We start from the raw sequence: 22617 nt of genomic DNA on the forward strand, positions 1-22617 counted from the left end.
ATGGTTACTCGATACGAGCCCGCGCGAGCCGCGCATGAATGGAGCGCGGCCGATTTCGTCGGCGGCCATCCGGCGCTCGACTTCCTCAATACGGTGGCCGACACGGGCAAGACGCGCGATGCGGACAAGCTCGTCGACTGGCCGGCCGTGCATGCGTGGGCGGAGCAATCAGGGCTGCTGGCACCGGCCGATCTGGCGCGGCTTCTGCGTCATGCGCGGCAGGACGGCGCGGACGCATTGGCGGCGCTGCATCGCTTTCGCGAGGATGCGTACGTCGCGGTCGCGCACCTGACGGCCGGAAGCGGCGGCGGCACGGCCGGCGCGCGTGCGGCGGACCGGCTCGCCGTCGCGATCCGCGAGGCGATCGGGCGCAGCGCATTCGATGCGGTCGACGGCCGGTTCGCATGGCGGCCCGACGCGCGCGCCGCGTCGCGCTGGGTCGATGCGGCCGCACTCGGCTTCGAGCAACTGCTGCGCAGCGACGATTTCGCGCGGGTGCGGCAGTGCGGCCGATGCACGTGGTTCTTCGTCGATCGCGGCCGCGGCGTCGGGCGCCGCTGGTGCGACATGCGCACGTGCGGGAATCGCGCGAAGGTGGAGGCGTTCAGGGAGCGGTGACGCGTGCGCCGAGCCGGTTGCCATCCCACGCGGAGCGCGGCCGGCGCGCGAGCGTCATTGCGCGGCTTCGTGCGGCGGGTGTTCCGGCCATAGCGTTGCGGCGATGAACAGCCCGGCCGCGAGGAACGGCGCGCCGATCACGAACAGGATGGCCGTGAGGCCCCAGCGATCCCAGAAGCGGTCGACGATCGCGCGCTCGGGGGTGACGGGGTCGTACAGCACGTTGACCGTTTCGCCTTCGTGCAGGCCCGGATGCGACGACGCCGAGCCCTGGGCGAACGTGATCTGGCGTCCGCTGTCGGTCGTGAACGCGACGATCGCCGAATACAGCGACGTGCGCGCGCGGGGCGCGCGCGCGTTTTTCGCGATCTCGACGACATGGCCGGTCGAACGCGCATAGTGGTGGACGATCTGCCACTGACGCAGGCCGGCCGCGCCGGCACCGGCGACGAAGCCCGTGCCGATCGCGATCGGAATCAGCACGATCGCGATATCCCAGCGGCTCCGTGCGTGCTTGCGGGCGGCACGGGTCGGCGGTGGCACGGAGGCCCGGCGACGACGCTCGCCGGCGATCAGGAGGCGGCCGATCGCGAGCGACGCGAGGGCGAGCAGCACCGACACGGCCGCCGGAAACCAGCGTTGCGTGAAATCGTCGATCAGGGCGGGGCGGTCGGGGTGGGTGGGGTCGAGCCATACCTCGACGTTCTCGCCGATGTCGTAGGCGGGGACGGTCGATGCGGTATTGCCGGCGATTTCGCGGCGCTGGCCGTCGTTCGCGAGGTACGCGACGATCGGCCGATACGCGCGCATCGCGTCGCTGTCCTGCACGATGCGCACGACGGTGCCCGGCGTGCGGACCAGGTGGCTGGTCGCCTGGCCGGTCGTGACGGCGAGCACGCCAGCCAGTACGAGCAGCACGGCGCCGAGCGCGATTGCGACGAGCGCGTCCTTACCCGGCATGACCGGATCCGGTTCGTGCGTCGCACTGTGGATTCCGGCGTGATCGGGGGAGTGGCGTGTCTCGATGGACTCGCCGATATCGGCGCAACCAGGCTCTCTGAATGGTCGCGTCTCGGTTACATGCTTCCATGTCTGACGTCCCATGTTCTCTCAGTGCCGGCGGGCAAACGGCAGTGCCTGCGCCGGTCGTGTGATATTTGTCGGACGATTCTAGCGGAAACGATGCGGAACGGGCGTGCGGTGGCGTACCGCGACAGGGGGGGGGGCGCGTCGCGCGTGCGGTGCAAAAGGAAAAAGCCCGGCTAGCTTTCGCTAACCGGGCTTTGAAATTCTTGGTGGGCGTGAGTGACTCAACGCTCGACCTAACTAGATCAGGTCGGCTGCTTCCCTTATCCGCTGCGCGGTTGCCGGTAAGCCATTGCGCTCAAGTGCCTGGGCGAAATCTTCGGGTGTTGCTTGCGGCTTTTTCCAGCGGGCGCGCATGCGCTTGAATGCGGACATTGCCCCAATGGGATCGAGATCCCACTGATTGATGATGAATCGGTCTGGATGGATGATTCCTATGCCATACGGGCTGACTGCCTCTGCAGGGAAATCACGCAAATTGGCAGTCACGATACAGTCAGCATGCCCCGCAAGGGCCGCTGCTAAAACGTGTTGATCGTCCGGATCGGGCAGCGTCACATTCCCGGCAAGTGGTATCCAAGCGGATTCGGCAACCTCCCAGTCGGGTACGGCTTCCCGCATGCTATCTCGCCGTACGTTAAGTTTTCCCGTCAGTTGTGGGCGAAATTCTTCGAGGTTGCTTATCCACTCCAGTTCGATGCGCTGTGTCCATTTCGCAGCGAAAAGCCCCGCAGTAGCGAGGCTCATCAATGAGTCGGCAACGGCGATTGGAAATAGAACGCACGCGTCGAGCAGCGCGGTGTAGCGTGCATAGCCGGCCATATCAATAGTCCAGCCCGAGTTCCTGTGCGTTCTCTGCCATTTTGTCCAGCGCGGCTTCCTGCTTTTCACGCATTTGGCGCGCGTACTTCACGAGGTCATCAAATGCGATTCGCCGATGGGTTCCTACCATCCGATGGTTGAGTCGGCCAGCCTCGATTTCCTTGATGACAAACGGGCGCGACACATTAAGGAAATGAGCAGCTTCCACGGTCGTGAATTCGTGGTTCGCTGGCATGAGAGTGACTTTTCGCCCCTCGCTCATTGCACCGAGCAGTTGCCCAATGAGTTTTAGGGATGCGGGGGGGACGGCGATTGACGGATGTTCACCAGTGTCCGTCGTCAGGGTGATTTGCGCCGCGCGTGAATGATCCAAAGCTTCCATGATGCAGCGCTGTGCAACACGGGCCATTTCCAGATCATTCTCCGTCATCGGCGGAGACGTCATCTCTCGAATCCGATCTACGGTACGCATACGTTTTCCTCTCTCAAAAGTTCAAAGCAAGATGGCGCTACGCTTACTACAGCGTGCGCTGTAGTAAGCGTAGCGCCTATCTGCATCAAATGCAATAAGTGCAACAAATGAACGGTGAGATCTGGACGCGCTGGGGAGCTGCGACGGGGCAAAGCGTTCGCGGCCGTGCCGCAGCAGCGTATAGAAAAGGAAAAAGCCCGATTAGCTTGCGCTAACCGGGCTTCGGAATTCCTGGTGGGGCGTGAGTGACTCGAACACTCGACCTACGGATTAAGAGCCAAAAATTTGTATCGCAGCCAATCTGTTTCAAGATACAAGATCGCATCTATGGCTTTGATTCTATGCAGGAAACGGCGTCTTGGTCAACAATTATCTTCCGTGAACTTCGCTTCGCTTCGTTGACCTGCTGTGGCAAATCTATGGCAGACCGGCGAGGCAAGCTACTTTGCTCAGACGTCGTACCATCGTTACAGATGTAAGCTTGCGGCACGGGATGGTCATCTATTTTTGCGCCACCTCTACAGAAACGCGGTTAATGTCGTATTGGGTCACGCCACCCCCCTCGGCCATTGCTGGATTAAAAAGTGCCAGATTCATTCCCGTGCTGACGGAGCTGCGATATACGACACCACCGTACCCACTCTTTTTAATGAACTCGCAAAGGTACTGGCTCGGGATGTAGTCGAGCGCGGCACTTCGAGGCAGTACCGGGCGGGTAAGTTCGTCGCCGAGCCTTTCGAGGAAAGGGATGTCCGCGCGCATCTGACCAATCGCACTGGCATCTGCAAGAACGAATGGCGAAACCAGTTTCCGCGGATCACGCAAATCAACTGCGGTCAACGGCTCACGGAGCGCAAATTCTGCCACACAGGCCACCTCACCGGTGTGCGGACGAACTTCCGCAATGGCCGTATCAGGACGAGAACCCAAATAGAGATAAGGAATACCGGTTGGATTCGCCCGGCCATGGGTTGCTAGCCGTTTCGGGGGGGCCCCCATTCTATCGATAGTGTACGGCGCATCCTCCGTCAAAATTCGGGCTCGATACCAAAGCCCCGGCAAATTATCGGCGATCAGGTGATCTAGAAGCTCATTTAATCGGTCCGTATCAAGATATACGTCGAGAAAATATCTATTGTTGTACATAAGCTCGTCCCGCAATGTCTCCCAGCGAGCGAGCCCTTCGCTTTTGTATGTTTCAGATGGAGAGAATTTCTTTCGAACAATCTCCCCATTATCCAGAATCTCTCCGAGCAACTCCTTCGCGTGGGCATTATCCATGCTCGTATGTGAAAAGAGTCGCCAATCCTCCTTCATCCACTCGACAAGTGATTTTCCTTTTTCATCTTGCTCGTAGACGCCGATGAGCATTTCGAACACATCGGCGAGCTTCCCCGGCTCAACCAAATCGACATTCGTAGAACCGCAGAAGCTGCAAGTGCCTCGACTTGGATCCAGCGAGGGAATAATGTTCTTACGCAGGCCTCGATCCCCAAAGCATTCCGGGCAGCACATTGCTGGCATAAGTTGAGTCAGGCAAGGGAAAAGAAATTGGCCAGCGTCTCAATATGATGCTTCATCGAGAGCTTCTTCACGTGACCCAACCCCGGAAAATGCTTCTTGATATGAAGCTCCCGAAGCTCCTTTATTGCGCTGCTCTCGAATAGATTGGATTTTCCAGAGTCAAGTTTTTCTATCAACTTATCAAGAGCTTGGCTAAATTTCCCTGCTGGGTCGGTCGGTGTGCTGTTAGTTGTTGAGACGAAGTGGTAAATATACATAACATCGTCCTGATCAGGGTCGATGAATGTCAAGTGAATTGCAACTGCATAGGCCGGACCTCCCCCCTCACTAAAATCATCTCCGACGATGAGAAAATCGCCGAAGCCATTCATCCCGTCATCTTCGTAAATTATATGGAGATCGGAAAATTTCTCAACCGGTGGGTAGTCCGCATTGCGCATCCGATTGAATCCATCATAAAGGAGAATGCGTTGTCCTTCTTTAAAATGCTTGCGATACGGTTTGCTGCAATATTTCTCGAAAAAAACATGCCGCGTACTTGCCAAATCATCGCCCAGCTTCTCTGCTAAAGCGCGTCCCTCGGAAAACCCGGCGTGTACGAATGTGGGATTGTGCTGCTTGTGCTTTTCGTGAAAATCAACGATTTTCCCAATCGTCATGTCGCTCGTTAAGAGAATGCCCGCTGTAATGCCGCTTTGATCCTTGAATTCATCGCTGAGTAATGCTGATATGCCATCCCCGTTTTCGGCATGATCGCCGTAGCTCGGATTAACGATCACGATGGCTTTGCCCTTTGCGTCGCAGACAGACTTTAATGTGCGATCGAGTCCGCTCAATGAATCTTTCACTGGCTCGATGATAGGTACGAAATCTGACTGCGCTAGCAATTCAGCAGTTTCGCGAATCGTAATCAATTCGAACTGCTTGCCTCGAAAGTACGGGTGGTACATATTGTATTTATACCCAAGTCAGTGCTTCATCAAGTGGCGTTTGCACCGCCTTGACCAAGCGTTCGTGATCCGCACGTCGCACCTGGATTGCGAGGACTGCAGGTTTTAGGGACTGCGGCATTTGGTCAACTAAGCTTCCGAGCGACGCAAGCTTACGAGTTTGCTTCAGAGTATGCACCATCTGCTGATGCGCGTCTTCCGGAGTCAGGCGAGCAAAGCATTCGCGCATCACTCCATGCAACATGGTGTTCGGAACATCCGGCACAGAAATACCTAGGTTCTGCAGAATTGTGCGGGCCTCAGCTGATCGCAGCGATTCGAAGATCGTGACGGGGCACACGAGATCAGGGCGTTCCGAAGCGTCCCGTTCGGTACGAATTCGATTCCGTCGCCCGAGGCTCATCACACCAATATCACTTGATGTGCTATCCAGCACTTCCTGAACATGCGCTTCGCCGGCGATAACGTAGATTTTCGCAAACAGTTTGCGGTAGTTTGCAAGCTGATTTGCTAGGCGAGTCAACGAGTCCCGATCAGATTTGATTTCGTAAACTGTACTAGTCCCGTTGAGAATAACCACATCCGCCTTTGAGGTGCCGACCCTAAATTCGGTTAGCATGCTCGCTGTATTGAGCGAATGAATTCCCAGAAGGATTTTGTGCGTGAGCGCAGCACGATACACGTATTCATCCCGCGCGCCTGCTTGATCCAAATCAGCAAACGCAGCCTCGAAGGCAGCACTTACAGTTCGCATCGTTGGCTTTGCTCGGCGAGCCTGGAGACCCGTTTCGACAAGCAACCGCGCGAACAAGGGCGAGCGACCCTTCTTCGCCATCTCGCGGAGCACACTCGCCGAAAACAGACGAGACAGCGCCGAAAGCTGGGTTGCATTCAGTACCATGTTTCTCCTGAGCCCGTGACATAGCGCCCGGTGGTTAGAAAATAACGATCAAAATACGGGCGATGATATCTGTTTGATTATACAGAAATTCTTGCTTCGTCAGGTTGTCGGTCCGTCCTCGCGATGCCCGATCGCCCAAGATATCCGATCTGTTGTGAATCAGGCCATGCCTCGCTCGGTGCCCTTACGCCCGGCGGCCAATCTAACGTCGAGCACATGTCGGTTCCCGCACAATGAACGTGTTGAGTATCGGCGGGCGCTCCGGATGCTCATCAGCATAGGCACTGGTGAAGGCCAGTCAAGCTTACAAACCAAAGCGTGGAGAGGCGATCAATTTTCGCGGGAGACGCGGATGGAACTCAAGTCATGTATCTGCTGTGGCCAACTATTCGAAACGCGTCCGCAAACTCCACATCAGGCCTACTGCTCGTCGCCAACATGCCAGCGCGCTCGAAAGCGCCTTTGGCAGCGAGAAAAACTCAAAAGCGATTCCGACTACCGCGACAACCAACGTGACGCACAGCGCGCATGGCAAAAACGTCACCCGGACTACTGGCGCCAGTACCGGAATGCCCATCCTGACTATGTGGTGCGCAGTCGGAGCCGGCAACGGGGCCAGTCTCACAGCTCGTTCATCGATCTTGCAAAGATGGACGTGTCACCGATTGTGACCGGGCTGTACTGGATTCGGCTCGCTGACGCGCCCGGCCATGCTGCTCAGCCTTTCCGGCTTGTCACAATCGAACCTGCCTGCGTCGACTGCCCTTGCAAAACGGACGCGTGCAAAGAGAGGACGTGATCGACATAGAAAGGGCTGGAACTTACCGTCTTTCCCACACCATCTCTCGAGCATCCTGCAAGGGCGGAGATTCGGCGGCACCACGGGCGTCCAGCTCTCGGAACGCAGCCATCGGGCAACGGGGATCCGAGAGCGTTCAATATTTTCAATCACGCGTTCGGTTGCCATGTTGCGAGAAGAACACTCCAGCGACGCCTCGCCCCTGCCGGTCATTTACCGGGCGGCAGAATATGTCCGGATGTCGACCGAACATCAGCAGTACTCGACGGAGAACCAAGCAGACAAGATTCGGGAGTATGCCGGGCGTCGCGGCATCCAGATCGTCCGGACCTATGCCGATGAAGGCAAGAGTGGCCTGAGTATCGATGGGCGACAGGCGCTACAGCAGTTGATCCGGGATGTGGAATCCGGTCACGCTGATTTCGAGATGATCCTAGTCTACGACGTCAGCCGTTGGGGACGTTTCCAAGATGCTGATGAAAGCGCCTATTACGAATATATCTGCAGGCGGGCCGGCATTCACGTCACATACTGCGCAGAACAGTTCGAGAACGATGGCTCGCCGGTTTCCACCATCGTAAAAGGCGTCAAGCGCGCGATGGCCGGCGAGTACAGCCGTGAGCTTTCGGCAAAGGTTTTCGCGGGCCAGTGCCGGCTGATCGAGTTGGGGTACCGTCAGGGTGGTCCCGCCGGTTACGGGCTGCGACGTGTCCTCATTGACCAAAACGGCACGTTCAAGGGCGAACTGGCTGCCGGTGAGCACAAGAGCCTGCAGACCGACCGCGTGATCCTGATGCCGGGCCCCGAGCCAGAGGTTGCGACCGTCCAACAAATCTACCGTTGGTTCGTCAACGACGGGTTGACCGAGTCGGAAATCGCCTCGCGGCTCAATGCCCAGTGCATCAGCACAGATTTGGGGCGAGACTGGACCCGTGCGACCGTACGCCAGGTACTCAGCAACGAGAAATACATTGGCAACAACGTCTATAACCGAATCTCATACAAGCTCAAGAAGCATCGGGTGGTCAATCGGCCCGAGATGTGGATCCGGAAGGATGGCGCGTTCGAGCCCATTGTGGCGGCCGAGGTTTTTTATACGGCTCAGGGAATCCTGCGGGCGCGGGCACACCGATTCAGCAACGAGGAGCTGCTCGACAAGCTTCGCAACTTGTACCGACAGCGTGGCTTCCTGTCCGGGCTGATCATCGACGAGGCTGAAGGCATGCCTTCGACGGCGGCGTACATTCACCGCTTCGGTAGCTTGCTGCGCGCCTATCAGGCCGTAGGCTTCACGCCGGATCGCGATTACCGCTTTCTGGAGACCAACCAGTTCTTGCGTCGCCTGCATCCCGAGATCGTCGGCCACACCGAACACATGATTGCCGACCTTGGCGGCTCCGTTGTCCGAGATCCAGCCACCGACCTGCTCGACGTGAACCGAGAATTCAGTGTGTCCATGGTGCTGTCGCGCTGCCACGTTCTTGAAAATGGCCGGCGACGTTGGAAGATCCGGTTCGATGCCAGCCTGCTGCCCGATATTACGGTCGCCGTCCGGCTTGATGAAACCAACCAGGCTCCTCTCGATTACTACCTGTTGCCGCGTCTCGATTTCGGGCAGCCGCGCATCTGTCTTGCAGATCATAACCGAATCGAGTTTGAGAGCTATCGCTTCGACAACCTGGACTACTTGTACGGCATGGCGAAACGCAGTCGACTCCGGAGGGCCGCATGACCAAGGAACATCTCTCGATCGAATTACAGATGATCCCGGTCGACATGATCGATGTGCTGAATCCCAGAGAACGGAATAGCCAAGTGTTCAACGAAATCGTGGCGAACATCAAGGCCGTTGGTCTGAAAAAGCCCATCCGAGTCACCCCACGAAATGGGAGCGGTGGCTCGAAACGCTATCTGCTAATTTGTGGCGAGGGGCGGCTCAAAGCGTTTCGGGCACTCGGCGAAACGCATATCCCGGCCCTCGTCGATTACGTCAACGACGAACAGGCATTCATCATGAGCCTGTCCGAGAACATTGCCCGACGCCAGTATCAACCGCTCGAGTTGCTTTCCGGCATCGTTCGCCTGCGCGATCTGGGATATGACAGAAAGGTCATCGCTGAGAAAACCGGGCTGAGCACCGAATACATACAGGGCATTCTGTATCTGCTCAAGAACGGCGAGGAGCGCTTGTTGGCGGCGGTTCAGTGTGGGCGCATTCCGCTCAATGCTGCCATGACTATTGCCGGCGCTGGCAACGACGACAAAGCCGTCCAGGCTGCGTTACAAGATGCGTACGAGTCTGGTGCGCTGCGCGGCAATCAACTGATCCAAGCGCGTCGCGTCATTGAACGGCGACGAACGCAAGGCAGGTCGCTTGCGCGCGGCGCTTCGCGGAAAAAGCCAGAGGTGACGTCATCCAGCCTTGTTCGGAACTACCAGCAAGAAGTCGAACGTCAGCGACTGATGATCAAGAAAGCTGAGATGACTCAACAGCGGCTGCTATTCATCATCGAGGCATTGCGTCAACTGCTCTCGAATGAAAATTTCACTAACCTGCTGCGCGCAGAAGGCCTGGAAACGCTGCCGAAATACCTGGCTGAGCGGGTCTGGGAAGGGAGTCATGTCGTATGAGCCAGCCGCCCCTTGGGTTCATCCCCGAGCCAATCACCGTCCTGCTCGACAGGATCTTGCCGTCACGCAAACCACCCAATGGAATCCTGGAGTCGAAGAAATTCAAGACTATCCTCTCGTCGATCGAGGAGGTCGGCCTGATCGAGCCGCTGACCCTCAGTAAGGCAGATGCGAAAACGGCCCAGCATGTCCTGCTCGACGGACATATCCGGGTGCTTGCACTCCGGCAACTCGAATTTGTCGACGCACCGTGTTTCGTCGCCCTCGATGATGAAAGCTATACCTATAACAATCGGATCAATCGCCTGTCTACGATCCAGGAACACTTCATGATTCGGCGCGCAGTCGATCGTGGGGTGTCCCCCGAGCGACTGGCCAAGGCCTTGTGCGTCGATGTCAGCCACATCGTAAAGAAAATGAATTTGCTTGAGGGGCTTTGCCAGGAAGTCACCGAGTTGCTGAAGGATCAGCAGTTTTCACCAAATCTCGGGGCTGTCTTGCGCAAGATGAAACCGACCAGGCAGATAGAGTGCGTGGAACTTATGCTGGCTGCGAACAACATCACAGTCGCGTATGGGCAGGCACTGCTAGTGGCAACACCGCCCGAGATGCTAGTCGGAGAAGTCAAGCCGAAGAAGATGGCCGGCGTCACGTCCGAGCAGATGGCGCGCATGGAGCGCGAGATGGGCAACGTGCACGGCCAGTTCAAGCTGATCGAGCAGTCGTATGGGCAGGACGTGCTCAACCTTGTGCTCGCCAAGGGCTATATTGCCAAGCTGCTCGATAACGACGCCGTCATGCGCTTTCTAGCGAAGAATAGGCCCGATATGCTCGCCGAGTTCGAAGACATCGCGCAGACCGTTTCCCTCGACAAATAAATGAGATGCCGGTTACCGACAGCTCGCGGCGGATCATCACGCACAACGGATATCGCCCAGCGAATCTGATGATCGCCGAAGGGCCAAAAATTGTATCGCGGTCCATCTATTGCGAGATACAGAACTGCGTCTACAGCCTTGGTGCTATGTGGAAAATAGAGTTTTGGTCAATATTTTTCTTCGGTGGTCTTCGTTCCGCTTCGCTGATCTTCGATGGCAAAACTATGGCAGGATGCAAGGGTAAATTCCTCCGCCCAGATCTGTTTCCAGCGGTCCGCCGCGTCGTCGTTGCTCTTATATGCGGACTTCAGTGATACGAGCAACTGGCGGTCGAAGTTGCGTCGGGCCAGTTCTTCGGGGAGTGGCGGTTCCTTACGAAGCTCATCGTACCGTCGTGGCCAGCCTTGCTCCCAGCCTCCCATTAGATGTTCCAGCTGTGTTACGACTAATCTCGACGGCAGCGATGGAGCAGCGTGATGGCTGTCGCGTACGGCGTGCCATGCCATTAGCTCGAACTCTCGTGCGTGCTCCGTTGCATCCTCTTCGGCCCTTCTGTTAGCAACGAACTGTTCAACGTCGGGGTCACTAGACAATGCAGGAAGGGGACCTTCTTCTCCTAAGAATTCCCGGTTATCAAGGTCATGTGCATCGAGGAATTTTTGTGCCGCCTGCTTGATCTTGAGGCTTTCCGCAGGCAAGCCAACGGTTGTTTCCGCGAAATGGATGCTGTCCAGTATCTCGGTGAGCATGGCTCCATCGTTAGCGAATGTCACCAGGCCGTCGAGCAAGTCATCCAACCAATCGTCGACATATTCGATCTGTCGATCCTCAAAGAATGTGCTGTCAGGTGCATGGTTGAGGAGGTAGTCGGCAGATGTCGGATCCGTGTACTGCTCTAGCCACTGGGTTACTTCTCTGATGGCAGCCAAGGTTTTGTCTACCTGCGCTTTTGCATTTGCGCGCTTGCGTTCAAAGTCCTTGATTGCTTGTTTGTCTTGCTCGATGTGAGGCATATCTTCCAAGAGCCGCCACGGCTCGCTCTTTTTGGAATTTTTGAGCTTGAGGTATTGAGACTCCGCCGCCCCCATGGCAATTGCTCTCTCCCAGAGGCTGACATCTACACCCGGCGGACAGGCGTAACTCTTGAGCCAGCCTTCCTTGAGCGCAATCTGCGCAACTTTCCAACGCACCGGCTGCGTCATGCGTCGGGAGTAGCCATATTTATTCTTTTCGATGTATGTGATGACGTTTTCCGGCAGGCGGAACGTCTCGTCGACCTCATTCCCAGTGTACGAACCGTGCAACTCATTAATAAGCTGCGTTTTTTTTGTTCCCTTGTGTAATCGGGCACCCGAGATTATTGAGTCGACGAGCAGGCGCGTTGCGCTGAGCTCCTGATCATTGAACCACCGAGGTCTGGATGACTTGGACATTTTGGGTTCCCCAACATCGCATCGGTTTCATCACGTCTTCTGGATCATAGTTGGGGTTATTTGTGCCGGTCAAGAGGAAATAAGATAGGCATATCTAAGAAACTATTGGACGTGTGTGCAATGAAGAATCGCGAAGACACAGCTGCAATCTTTGCTCGACTGCAAACCGCACATGATGATCAGGTCATCAACTCACATGAGCTTGGCGTGTTGCTCAACATGACCCGCGGCTGGATTCATCAGGTGAGGCACTTTGATCCGCAAAAGCTACCTCCTCCACTTCAACTCCACAGCCGACGCCTTGTATGGCGACTGGGAACGGTGCGCGCATGGGTACGTTCACTGCCTACCGACTCAAGCCTCGAACTGGTAGACAAAGGCGGTGCAGACGTTTCGCCGGCCGCTACCCGTCGACCCGGGCGTCGTCGGAACGAAGTGAAAGGCCCTTTCACATCTGGCGTCGTCGTTGATGGCGCGACAGTCCACGCTCCTAGCACGAGTGGGGGAACCTGCGACACCGTGACAGTGAAAGGACCTTGCACACATGACCGCGCTAGTCAGACGACGGAGCTGTCATGAGCGATCTATTTCGGGCAGAGACCACATGGTTTCACATCTTCCGGTCGATGATCGAGACGGGCGATATTGCCCGTATGGGACCGTTTGCATTGACGGTGTACGTGGTTGTCAAAGCTCACACGAATTTCAATACAGGTCGGTCCTTTCCTGCGATAGATACGATTGCAGCGGAATCTGGCATCAGCCGCAGCCAGGTCATTCGCGAACTAAAAACCCTTGAGGGATTTGGATATATCACGAAATCTAGAGAAGGGCGTCGCAATGAGTATCGACTGCGAGAAAAGATCTGCATTCAAGATGGCGAGGGGCAGGCGACTGCAGTGGCAACGTGGGACTACCTCCCCGCGACGGTCCAGGCAGCAACCGCTGATTTGAAAAACGTATTGGTGACTGGCCAGTTCTGTGATTCAAGGATCGTTCACATAGAGCGACTGCAAGTCAATGTAACCCATGCGTGCGGAAACGCGGTTGTATTCAATGCGCAGGATTTCGCCTGCTTGCCTGAGGATATGCGCGACCTCTTACTGTCGCTGCGCAGCAAGATTGAACAACGCCAGCAAGAGCAAGTTATACACAGCTCAGTCGGACACGTATCTGCCTGACACCTATGCAGACCGAATCGGTTTCTACGGGACATCGATTGGCATCGGTTAGGTGTCTGCCTGACACCCTAACAAGAAGATATCTTTGTTAACAAGAAGGGCGGCCATGTGTGTATTCAATTCGCGACTCGCGAAGCTCATCAACATCCAGGGCAGCAAGTCGCAGCTCGGCATCAGCTGGGGTTTGCCGCAAGCTCCGAACTGCTCGGGTTTTACGCAGGTGCAGATTGCCCAGCTCGACTTCTCGAAGATGGATTTCGGGGAGATCATCGCGGACGTCATGCCGAAGACCATCAACCAAGCCTCAGGGCTGATGGGTGCGAACTTGAATTCGCAATTGCAGCTGTCGACCGCCGTGATGCGGTACTCCGATTCGTTGAAGGACCGGCAGCGGCCCGGCACAGGCGACCCGGTGCCAGCGCCGACGACCAACAATCCGTATCTGGGGGGGCCACGGTAGTAGCAATTTCTCCTGGGAAAACTTGTCCAGCCGCCCGCGACGCGGGCGGAAGGGCGCTCGGCGCGCGCCGTTCTTGCCTTTCCCGCCGTGACGTGAACCGCCGTCTTCCCTGAGTCCGCCACCCTTACTCGAAACCATAGCCGACCAGGTCCCGGTGGCAAGGGTTCGCTTCGCCGCGTCCTCACCCGGTCCCGCTTGCGCGGGCTGCGGCTTCCGGGCGCGCCCTTGCCACCGCGACCTAGCCGTCTCCCGTGGTTGCAGGGCGACGAACTCAGGAAAGACGGCGGCAGTGGTGGTAGCCCCGGCCGGTCACGCAAAAACAACCCCTACACGGGGCTCTGAATCTTGGAATCCGGTCATCCATAGGAGAAAGCGCGTGGAACCGAAATTGACTTCCGTCACCTTCGACGATATCGCGGCTGTCGTCGGCACCGAAATGACAGCGACGGTGGAACTCGTGGGCACCGACTGGACAGCCCGTCTTTTGATTCTCCAATGATCCGGTACTTGGGGCGTGACGTGCCCGCCGGCGCCGCGGAAATCCACGAGCGTTCGCGCTCGGACGGCCGGTTTCGCCTCGAAATTCGTCATCCTCAGGACTCCAGCGCGTCACGCAGCAGCGTCCGCAACAACCTGGATGATGCGGCTGGCGCTGCAGAGACTTTCCGCTGGGAGACACGCGCGCACGCGGGGTTGATCCGGTATGTGGTGGGGACGGTCGAGGATCAGCTCGCGGCGCATCGCGTGCCGCCGCAGCTCATGGGCATCATCCCGTCGAATGCCGGCGGATTCGGTGACGTGCACAAGGCGGCCGAGGTGTTCAACGCGCTCGAGATCGAGCTACTGAAGGCACGGCTGCGCGAGCTCAACGACTGGCTCGGGATCGACGTCGTGCGCTTCAAGGACTTCGAGACGCCGAAGGGCTGACGCCCGACCGCCCAACCGGCAAAGCAAAGCCGCCGGGCACTTCGGTGCCGGCGGCTTTTTTTACGTCTGTCGCCGGGGCACGGCAGCGCCGGAATAGGGCGCCTTAGAGCGGCCGCCGCTGGGTTACCCCCCCCAAATCGGACCGGCACGCAGCAGGGGCGTGGCGGGTCGCCTGACGCGCCGGAGGGGCATTCAACGGGCCGGACCCCGCCAGAGGATGCTGATTGCGACCCGGCGCGCGCAGTTGTACCCCCGCCCCACCTGCCCGCAAAAATGAACGGTTTTTATGCACGCGTGCAGGGGCCGTTCCGGACCGCCCGGCGCGGGCCGCGCGGCGATCGACGGGCCGATCCTTCTTTGCACTTTTACGCGCCTTGGTTATGCAGTCTGGGCGTTTCTTCGCCTGTGTCGCACTAGTTGACAGAACTGTGAGCGCCGGAAAACGTGGCGGGGTATCGTTCGCAGACGCACCCGGGGTGACGCGCATTACAGGAGATACATATGCAGATCCATTACAGACTGGTGCTGGCGGGCACCGAGGCGAACGAACTGTTCGAGGCGATCCTCTCCCGGATGGAGATGGAGGACACGACGCAGATCCGCGCGGCCGGGATGCTTGTTGCGTCGATTGCGGAGATGGCGAACGCGACAATGCTTCTCATGGGCACGCCGTTGCAATCACACGCTCCGGTGTTGCTGCGTTCAATGCTGGAGGCGCTCGTCGATTTGAAATGTGTGTTAGCGGACGATGGGTATCTGGATCAGCTCGAGTTCAATGACGCGCTGCAGCTCGTCAGGGTGTTTCGCGACTTCGCTGACTCGCCGGGCTTCATGGACAGCGAAGAGCGCGGCCAGCAGCTCGCGGAAATGAGGGCGCAAACCGAAGCGCGATATGAAGCGTTGCGCCCAGGACGCGCCGAGGTCAGCGCACGAGACTTGTTCGCCAGAGCGGGTATGCCTGCCGACTACGTTGCATACAGAACGTATTGCTCTTGGACGCACAACAAGCTGTTCGCGTTGCGAGGGCGACACGGGGCGCACGGTATGGTCAGAATGGGTCAGCCGATGCCTGACGACATGCAGCGAAGTGTCGTCACGAACTCCGTGAGCATCTATGCGCGCGCGATGCAAACGGTTCCTGAGTTCACTACGAATGTCACTGCGGAAGAAGTGCGCGAGGTGATCGACGCGGTCGACGAGGTCGTAACTCGAGCGCTGCCACCAGGTTGGGGGGCGAGATAGACGGGTTTCGCGCGCGGCGCCGTAGCGGCACTTTGGGGCTAGTGCGAATAGAACGGCGACGACGACTCGGCTCGCACGGGCTGGAGAAGTCGGGCGCCGTGAGGCGAGAGGTGCAGTGACGCTGTCTTGGGCGGTGCTGGGCATCCGGCGGGGTAGGGTACCCGGTGCAGCTCGGTCCCCTCCCCGCCTGCGGGCTTCGCTTGGCAGGGTGGTTTTAATGCACCCTGCCAACAGGCTCGGCGGCCCTTGTGGCGCGGAGTTCCGGGTGTTCTCCGGTGCGCGGAAATCATGCGTTTTGATGCGCGACGAAGCGAACCGATGCACTGATACGCGCGTGCCGATCCCACCCCATGGGCGGGCAATAACGAGCCCTCTTTATGTGCTTACGCACTGTGGCCGGAAAAGCCGCCGCCGCTGCGCGATTCCTATTGTTTAAAGGATTGATTGCAGTACGGATGGGTCAGTTGGCAATTATTGGGATGGCCCATTCCTCCTTCCCGCGCACGGACAATGTGATCGTAGGATACGGATTTCTCTGTGTCCAAGTATCCATTGCAAAGCGGACAGCGTATTGAAGAAGCGAGCGCGGTATATATAAAGCTTTCGCTTTTTACATCGTCTGAGAACTCTTTCGGCGCGTGATTGCTTGAGCCGGTAACTATTTTTCCATTAAGGTCGGCCAACTCAACAATTTCGGCTTCGTTTATTGATAAACCATCGTTAATGCGATCGATCAACCCATCCAGGAGGTCCGCGTATTTTCCGACGCGTCTGGAGCTCACGTGCTTTTGTGTTACCGTCGCAATTAGGTCTTTGTGAGTCACAAGAATTTCTTCTAGCTTGGATCGGGCTTTCGTAAATTTCTGAAAGAAAAGTTTATCGTTGTTCGAAATCTTTCGGCCAATCAGAGATACCGTCCCCATGAACATTGGTCCAGAATGACGTCCAGTAGGGCCATAAAAATACACGGCAGGATGCAAGCCTAGGCTGCCATCATCATTCCCCGTGATCCTTCGCGCCAGTGCAAGGGTTTTATTCAGTACTTTAACCGTTTCGCTTCCATCGAGATCATCATTCGTCGCAGTAAGGTCTTTGGGTTGCCCTGACTGATCGCGCGACGCGATTAGAGCCATATCGATAAGAACTTGCAGTGCGGTTCTGACGCCTTTTGGTCCGCCAAGCGGTAGATCAAGGGTCTTAATTGGGCGCTTTATCTCTGGATCAAATAAGGTTGAGTGAAGATTTTTTGCGATTCGTTCAATCTCATTTGCCTTATCTGGTTCAAACGACGACCAATATCGGTGGCCTTTGCCCGCGCGAATAATTGCTCGGGCGGCAATCGAGATTGGTTTTTTCCTGCTTTTAAGCAAAAGCTCTTCAATGTCGTCGAGAGGGGTTCCCTTTGTATTGATCTTAAAAAACGAGCTTTCTGCTTTGTCCGCATCGCCCTTGACCCATTGAATGGGAAGCCCTCGCGTGATGAGGGCATTTAGACGCTTTCGCTCCGCGGAATCGAGGTTCTCGTCGGCTGACTTCGCTTGATAATGCTTCCAGCTGCCAACCCTCTTATTTACCAGCGAGCGTACTTTATCCGCGATTTTTTTCTGCTCTTCTGATATCTGATATCCGAAAAATGCTTGTGACGTCGGGCCATCGCCATAATCGTCCTCAATCCAAGCCTTTAGCACACTCAGTCGATGTCCGCCGTCGATAACAAATAAATACGTCGGTGATTGCCAGAGGATTACCGAGGGAATCAAGTCCCCGTTTGCAAAGCACTCCAGCAAAGATACGACTTGCTCAGGAGCCCAGTGATTTGTCTCTCTTTGGAAATCTGGTTTTCGAAGATTTGGTCCAATGAGTCCACCCTGTGTAAAATCTCGCAGTGATATTGTGGAAACATTTTCAAAGCTGGAAGACTCCGCATCTGATGCGGCGAAGTCCTCTCTTTTAATCATAGCGTCAAGGTTGACCAGATTGGACCGCAAAGCCATAAGTTGTTTTCGCCAATGTCGTTGAACGGATCCACTTTGTAATAAACAAAGTGGTGCCACTATTTACCGATATGAACCATTCTAACCTTAGGTTTAACTAGGCAAGGCTGCGATAAGAGAAAAAAACTACCCAGCATCCACAAGCATTCGACAAACATCACGTAGATGAGGTCAGGCTTGTCGGGTCCTAACCAACTCCGTAAAACCGGCAATGTCCATCAACCACGCCCGCTGCGCCCCTGTGTAGGTTTCATGCAGCTTGCGCGGTAAGACGAGTTGCAGACGCTTCGCTCTCATTTCGTCGGTTTGATGCGCGGAGATCGCTGTTTCGAGCGTCAGCAGGTGCTTGTCGGTGATGCGATCTGCTTCGGCAAGTACTTGGCGCCACCGATCCTTACAGGTCGACTTCACACCCAGCATGGTCAGTTTCAACGGATCGAATGCCGGATTGTGATATTCCGCATCGCCGGGGAAGATAAAGTCGGGTTTCGCCTTGTTTTCGGTAACGGCTGTTCGCGCATACCGGATGCCACATTCCGCAAACAGCAGTTCAAGATGATTTTCTAAGGCTAGGCCAACGCGACTCTTACGGCGGTTTTGAACTGAGAGTGAGAACGATAGAAACCCGTCAACGTCAACGCCTGATTTCGCATTGTCGGCGAAACCTTGTGAAAGGCGGTCGGCGATCAGGTAACGTTCGAGTGTCCGGAACAGAATTTCCTCTCGCTCCATCCATGTCATTAGCACCAAGTCTGGTGCTTCCTTAGGGTTCAGGTCTTTCAGCGTCGAACGAGCGTAAGCTGAGAATTCGCGAGTAGTTGGGAAGCGGCCAGAGAAGCGCTTCAACATCTCTTCGAGATAGGTGTCTTCTGATGTCTCGACAGCAATGCCGATATTTTCGAGGATGAAGCGCGAGGCAAACTCGATACGATCTTGTTCAGTTTCCAGTTCGGATTTTACGGAAAACCCCGGATGAGCTAGATCGGCAAATCCAAACAGCCATTCAATCTGGCGGCCGATACTCGATCCGTTCTCGGCAATGATGACCAGCAAGCCGCCATCGCGCTTCTTGGCGATGAACAGCAAATCGCCCGCGCTTGCGTTTAGCGAGACGGTCGTGGTTGGAAAGTAGAACCGGAACTCAGGACTTCGTGGTTTCCCCTTTCGAAATTGTCCCTTTCGGCAGTTGTACAGCGTGAGAAAGGCATCCTCGACGATAGGATCAGGATCGTCATCGTTGAGGTAAACATACCGCGCAGGGAGGCGCGTATTTTCGTCGGGACGTCCCATGAATTCGAGCATTCGGGCGATAGCCTGATACTCATGCTGGTTTGAGCGTGTTTCGTCCGCTTCTACCGCGCTTAAGCGCTTCGCAGCGACCCCCTCAAAATACTCTGACAAATAACCCGGCTTCATCCCCGAAGCTCCGTTGTTGATGCGTCACTGTAAAGCCAGTGTGCGAGGCCTTTCGCAACGCTCTCGATGTTCTTGTTCGCACCACGTAAAGCGCATTCCCAAACAATACCGACTCGCCAGCCCTCCGTAAGTAGGGCGGTCAGTGCCTTATTGTCATTAGCACGATTTCGGTCAATTTTTTCGCGCCAGAAATCCGGACGCGTTCTGGGCAACTTAAAGAGCGAGCAGTCGTGCCCATGCCAGAAGCATCCGTGTACAAAAATGACCGCATGATAGCGCGGCAACACGATATCTGGTTTTCCGGGTAAGTCTCGGACATGGAGGCGAAATCGAAAACCCTGACGATGTAGCAGACTGCGAATGAGAATTTCGGGTTTGGTATTGCGCCCCCGTATGCCGGACATCATTCGGCTACGGGTGGCGCTGTCTACCACGTCAACCATTACGCGAAAAGTGGAAGGGTTGACGGAGTGCCGTCGCGCTCTTCGGCGACGAGCGTTTGGATGTGCGGAGCCATAATTCGAGCAACCTCTTTCATCACCGGCATCACGACGCTGTTACCAAATTGCCGGTACGCTTGCGTATCACTCACCGGGATTCGATACGTATCGGGAAAGCCCATAAGCCGCGCACATTCGCGAGGCGTCAGGCGACGCGGACGCTTACCTTTCCCTTGGTAGACGAGAATTTCCGAGCCGTCCTTGTGGTACCGAGCTGACAGTGTGCGGGTTACGCTGTCCGGATAGGCCATTCCAAAGCCAAAGCCGTTTCCCGCTGCGCGATGCTTCTCGGCATACGCTTGTAGATAGGTCCAGAGGTTCGGCGTCAGGGTGTACTTGGACTGAACCTTGCGCTTTTCATGATCGAAGAATCTCTCACCGTCCCAAGGAAGAACCGGCTCACTGCCGTCTGTTTTGTGCAGAATCGATGCAAGACGAGGCCCCTCCGCCGGCAAGCGCAGATCGTCCCATGAGAAGCCGATCTTCTTCCGGAATCCAACGATGACGATTCGCTCGCGATGCTGTGGAGTGAAGTGCTGGCCGTCGATGATTTTGTAATGCACGTCGTACTGGAGCTCGTCACGCAACGTTTGCAAGATAACGGCAAAAGTGTTGCCTTTATCGTGCGACAACAAATTCTTCACGTTTTCTAACACGAAGGCCGCAGGTCGCTTCTTTGCGATGATGCGGGCTACGTCGAAAAATAGAGTGCCCTGAGTGGTGCACTCGAAGCCATGCGGGCGTCCTAGCGAGTTCTTTTTGCTTACTCCCGCGATGCTAAACGGCTGGCAGGGGAAGCCGGCAAGCAAGACGTCATGGGTTGGCACACTTTCGGCTGCGAACGGCACGATGTCGCCGATGAAAGGATGATGGTCTCCGAAGTTATCGATGTACGTCTTCTTCGAAAAGTCGTTCCACTCGCTGGTGAACACGCATTCACCGCCGTGAGCCTCAAAACCGAGGCGAATGCCACCGATTCCGGCGAACAGATCGATGAAACGGAATCGGTTGTTGGTCGCACCCGCGCCACTCGGCTGCGCCGTCTCCAGCATATCGCGCAATGCGGGTTCCAACATGGCCGGGCAGGGCGTTTCGCCCTTTTCCCAGCGCCGAACCGTCTTTGCGTCCTTGCCGACGTGTTCGGCGATTTCGCGCTGCGTGAAGCGGCTGCGGGCCTGTTTCAATAGTTCGAGTGGCTGGGCCTGGGTCATATTTGTTCTCGCTGGGAATTTCAGCGGACATTTTGACCTTTAAACGTCCCCTCGTCTAGGGTTTTCTATCACCTATGGGGCTGTCTCGGAATTCCTTGGACAGTCCAGTCACACTGGTTCTATGCGTTTTCGTTATGTAACCCTCGAAGATTCCGGTGTCCTCGGCAAAGAAGCAGAAGATCAACCGCGCCATGAAGTGATTCATGTCGTGGCGGCGTTCTTCCTTGGCCCAGTCCGGGTTCTCGCGCAGCAGTTCCAGGTAGAGCTTGTTCAGGCGCCCGGTCGCGCGGACGTCGACCGCGCTGTCCTTGATTTCCTTGATCGTGGAAATGCCAGCCAGGGGCAGGAAGAAGCCGAAATGACCCGAGAACTTCGGGTAGCCGCAGGCTAGCGTTTCGCCGGTGACCAGTTCCTCGGCTTCCAGCGTAACGTCATCGGTAGCCAGGGTGAACTTGACCTTGTGCGCCATTATGCCAAGGCCAATTGGGATAGTTAGAAAAGCCGTCGCGACCGTGATTGGATCTGAGCAACTCGAGCCCCTATCGCGCAGCTGCCTTCGTGCCTTCCCGTTTGTTTTGCTTGTCGCACACCCTTCGATCGGTAGGTCTCGCAGCGGACTTGCACGACGTGAGCGTGATGTGGCCGCAGGTCTGGTTTGGCCGTCGTCAACGTCTGATTGTCGGGGACCGCCGGGTGCCACAGCGTCGACGGTGGGCTGCGGGTCGGTACATGGCGCCAAATACATAGTGCTCGGCACAATGATGTCGGAGAGCAGGTTTGCTCGTCGCGCCCGAATGGCGAGTGCCGGGCTTCCACGGATACTCCGTCAAGACCGCGCTACGCGCGCCCGTAGGGCTTGGTCTTGACGGCCGCCGAGGCAAATAATCACGCAATGGGTTGCGGGCGGCCTCACCGTCCCGCAACCCATTGCGAGCTCTTCACGCCTCGTCCTGCCATGAATAGAGGGCGGATTTGACCGACCACTGCCCGGGACGTTGAGGATCGGGATACGCGTCAGTAACAGCACGGAATAAAGTCCCGTCCTGATCGCCGTCCACCGTACGAAAGATATCGTTTCGCTTGATCAGTGGCAGATCACACGGAATCCAGACGTTGGTGGTTATCTTCTCGATCATTCAAATCCTCCTGCGATATGCAATTTGGCAATATCATATGTCAATTGGCATATGTGTGTTTTATATTGTCAAGTGTTAATTTGCTTTTTGCAATATAAATATGATCATTATCTGCGTTGGTGCCAATGCCTATGGTTTTCGTCTGTTTGTTTCGTGAGTGTTTTGAATTTTGTGAATTGACGGTGCGTTGCTTTAAAATTTCAATTTGCAATTTGAAATCGACATATTGCAAATTGCCTATTGCAATGGGCACGTTAGAGTGACGACGAGGCAACCGGTCCGGACGATATTCGTCCGGACCGTGCTCGTTATCGCAGACGTGGGCGGCGAGAGCCGCTCCTCACTTTCAGCATGAGACGCTGACGAGGAAAGGGGGGAGGCTGTTGACGCTTGGGAAAGCGGACTTGATAAGCCGCGACGCGTTGATCAAGTCGCG

At 56.3% G+C, this 22617-nt stretch carries 20 protein-coding genes and 2 pseudogenes; 9 read left to right on the forward strand and 13 right to left on the reverse strand.

The window, feature by feature from the left end:
* Positions 1–618, forward strand: a complete 618-nt coding sequence (locus tag LGN19_RS33865) for a CGNR zinc finger domain-containing protein (RefSeq protein ID WP_226219617.1) — start codon at positions 1–3, stop codon at positions 616–618.
* A gap of 54 nt (positions 619–672) precedes the next feature.
* On the opposite strand, the gene LGN19_RS33870 is transcribed toward LGN19_RS33865, so the two are convergent.
* From LGN19_RS33870 to LGN19_RS33895, 6 genes are all read right to left on the reverse strand, one after another.
* A complete protein-coding gene (locus LGN19_RS33870) occupies positions 673–1722 on the reverse strand; it encodes a DUF3592 domain-containing protein (RefSeq protein ID WP_226219619.1) in 1050 nt (349 codons plus the stop codon).
* A gap of 222 nt (positions 1723–1944) precedes the next feature.
* Positions 1945–2526, reverse strand: coding sequence for a PIN domain-containing protein (locus tag LGN19_RS33875; RefSeq protein ID WP_226219621.1), 582 nt, complete (start codon positions 2524–2526; stop codon positions 1945–1947).
* 1 nt (position 2527) lies between these two features.
* A complete protein-coding gene (locus LGN19_RS33880) occupies positions 2528–2998 on the reverse strand; it encodes a helix-turn-helix domain-containing protein (RefSeq protein WP_226219623.1) in 471 nt (156 codons plus the stop codon).
* A gap of 501 nt (positions 2999–3499) precedes the next feature.
* Complete coding sequence (locus LGN19_RS33885) at positions 3500–4522, reverse strand: RES family NAD+ phosphorylase (RefSeq protein WP_226219625.1); 1023 nt, start codon at positions 4520–4522, stop codon at positions 3500–3502.
* 8 nt (positions 4523–4530) lie between these two features.
* On the reverse strand, positions 4531–5472 hold the full coding sequence (locus tag LGN19_RS33890; RefSeq protein ID WP_226219627.1) for a sce7725 family protein: 942 nt from the start codon (positions 5470–5472) through the stop codon (positions 4531–4533).
* A 7-nt stretch (positions 5473–5479) separates the two neighbouring features.
* Complete coding sequence (locus LGN19_RS33895) at positions 5480–6373, reverse strand: sce7726 family protein (RefSeq protein ID WP_226219629.1); 894 nt, start codon at positions 6371–6373, stop codon at positions 5480–5482.
* A 965-nt stretch (positions 6374–7338) separates the two neighbouring features.
* On the opposite strand from LGN19_RS33895, the gene LGN19_RS33900 reads away from it, so the two are divergent.
* The 3 genes from LGN19_RS33900 to LGN19_RS33910 are packed head-to-tail and all read left to right on the forward strand — an operon-like array spanning position 7339 to position 10681.
* The gene (locus LGN19_RS33900) at positions 7339–8904 is read left to right on the forward strand and encodes a recombinase family protein (protein WP_226219689.1); all 1566 of its coding nucleotides are present in this window, start codon (positions 7339–7341) and stop codon (positions 8902–8904) included.
* Positions 8901–9803 carry a plasmid partitioning protein RepB C-terminal domain-containing protein gene (locus LGN19_RS33905; RefSeq protein ID WP_226219631.1) on the forward strand — a complete coding sequence of 301 codons (903 nt, stop codon included), beginning with the start codon at positions 8901–8903 and terminating at the stop codon, positions 9801–9803. Before LGN19_RS33900 ends, LGN19_RS33905 begins: the two co-directional genes overlap by 4 nt.
* Positions 9800–10681, forward strand: coding sequence for a plasmid partitioning protein RepB C-terminal domain-containing protein (locus LGN19_RS33910; RefSeq protein ID WP_226219633.1), 882 nt, complete (start codon positions 9800–9802; stop codon positions 10679–10681). Before LGN19_RS33905 ends, LGN19_RS33910 begins: the two co-directional genes overlap by 4 nt.
* 167 nt (positions 10682–10848) lie before the next feature.
* Here the strand turns inward: LGN19_RS33910 and LGN19_RS33915 are convergent, their stop codons facing one another.
* Positions 10849–12114: a hypothetical protein gene (locus LGN19_RS33915; RefSeq protein ID WP_226219635.1), complete on the reverse strand. Its 1266-nt coding sequence runs from the start codon at positions 12112–12114 to the stop codon at positions 10849–10851.
* Between the two features lie 575 nt (positions 12115–12689).
* Here LGN19_RS33915 and LGN19_RS33920 point away from each other — a divergent pair.
* The 5 genes and pseudogenes from LGN19_RS33920 to LGN19_RS33935 all read left to right on the forward strand — a co-directional run bounded on the left by LGN19_RS33920 (position 12690) and on the right by LGN19_RS33935 (position 15924).
* Complete coding sequence (locus LGN19_RS33920) at positions 12690–13295, forward strand: helix-turn-helix domain-containing protein (RefSeq protein ID WP_226219637.1); 606 nt, start codon at positions 12690–12692, stop codon at positions 13293–13295.
* A gap of 85 nt (positions 13296–13380) precedes the next feature.
* On the forward strand, positions 13381–13755 hold the full coding sequence (gene traN, locus LGN19_RS33925) for a conjugal transfer protein TraN (protein WP_226219639.1): 375 nt from the start codon (positions 13381–13383) through the stop codon (positions 13753–13755).
* Positions 13756–14131: 376 nt separating this feature from the next.
* The gene (locus LGN19_RS39690) at positions 14132–14254 is read left to right on the forward strand and encodes a hypothetical protein (RefSeq protein WP_264173304.1); all 123 of its coding nucleotides are present in this window, start codon (positions 14132–14134) and stop codon (positions 14252–14254) included.
* Between the two features lie 215 nt (positions 14255–14469).
* A pseudogene (locus LGN19_RS33930) lies at positions 14470–14682 on the forward strand (Presumed portal vertex protein); the annotation flags it as partial.
* Positions 14683–15183: 501 nt separating this feature from the next.
* A complete protein-coding gene (locus LGN19_RS33935; protein ID WP_226219641.1) occupies positions 15184–15924 on the forward strand; it encodes a DUF5677 domain-containing protein in 741 nt (246 codons plus the stop codon).
* Positions 15925–16349: 425 nt separating this feature from the next.
* Here the strand turns inward: LGN19_RS33935 and LGN19_RS33940 are convergent, their stop codons facing one another.
* The 6 genes and pseudogenes from LGN19_RS33940 to LGN19_RS33965 all read right to left on the reverse strand — a co-directional run bounded on the left by LGN19_RS33940 (position 16350) and on the right by LGN19_RS33965 (position 22181).
* Entirely contained in the window at positions 16350–17918 is a 1569-nt protein-coding gene (locus tag LGN19_RS33940; RefSeq protein WP_226219643.1) for an HNH endonuclease family protein, read from the reverse strand.
* Between the two features lie 171 nt (positions 17919–18089).
* Positions 18090–19334, reverse strand: a complete 1245-nt coding sequence (locus tag LGN19_RS33945) for a type II restriction endonuclease (RefSeq protein ID WP_226219645.1) — start codon at positions 19332–19334, stop codon at positions 18090–18092.
* Entirely contained in the window at positions 19331–19777 is a 447-nt protein-coding gene (locus LGN19_RS33950; protein ID WP_226219646.1) for a very short patch repair endonuclease, read from the reverse strand. The genes LGN19_RS33945 and LGN19_RS33950 overlap by 4 nt, the downstream gene beginning before the upstream one ends.
* A complete protein-coding gene (dcm, locus tag LGN19_RS33955; protein ID WP_226219648.1) occupies positions 19777–21045 on the reverse strand; it encodes a DNA (cytosine-5-)-methyltransferase in 1269 nt (422 codons plus the stop codon). Before dcm ends, LGN19_RS33950 begins: the two co-directional genes overlap by 1 nt.
* 124 nt (positions 21046–21169) lie before the next feature.
* Positions 21170–21505, reverse strand: a pseudogene (locus LGN19_RS33960) (type IIL restriction-modification enzyme MmeI); the annotation flags it as partial.
* A gap of 478 nt (positions 21506–21983) precedes the next feature.
* Positions 21984–22181 (reverse strand): hypothetical protein, encoded by a 198-nt coding sequence (locus LGN19_RS33965; RefSeq protein WP_226219650.1) that lies wholly within the window; start codon positions 22179–22181, stop codon positions 21984–21986.
* Positions 22182–22617: the final 436 nt, after the last annotated feature.

It is taken from the genome of Burkholderia sp. AU30198 (assembly GCF_020419825.1).
Classification (GTDB): Bacteria; Pseudomonadota; Gammaproteobacteria; order Burkholderiales; family Burkholderiaceae; genus Burkholderia.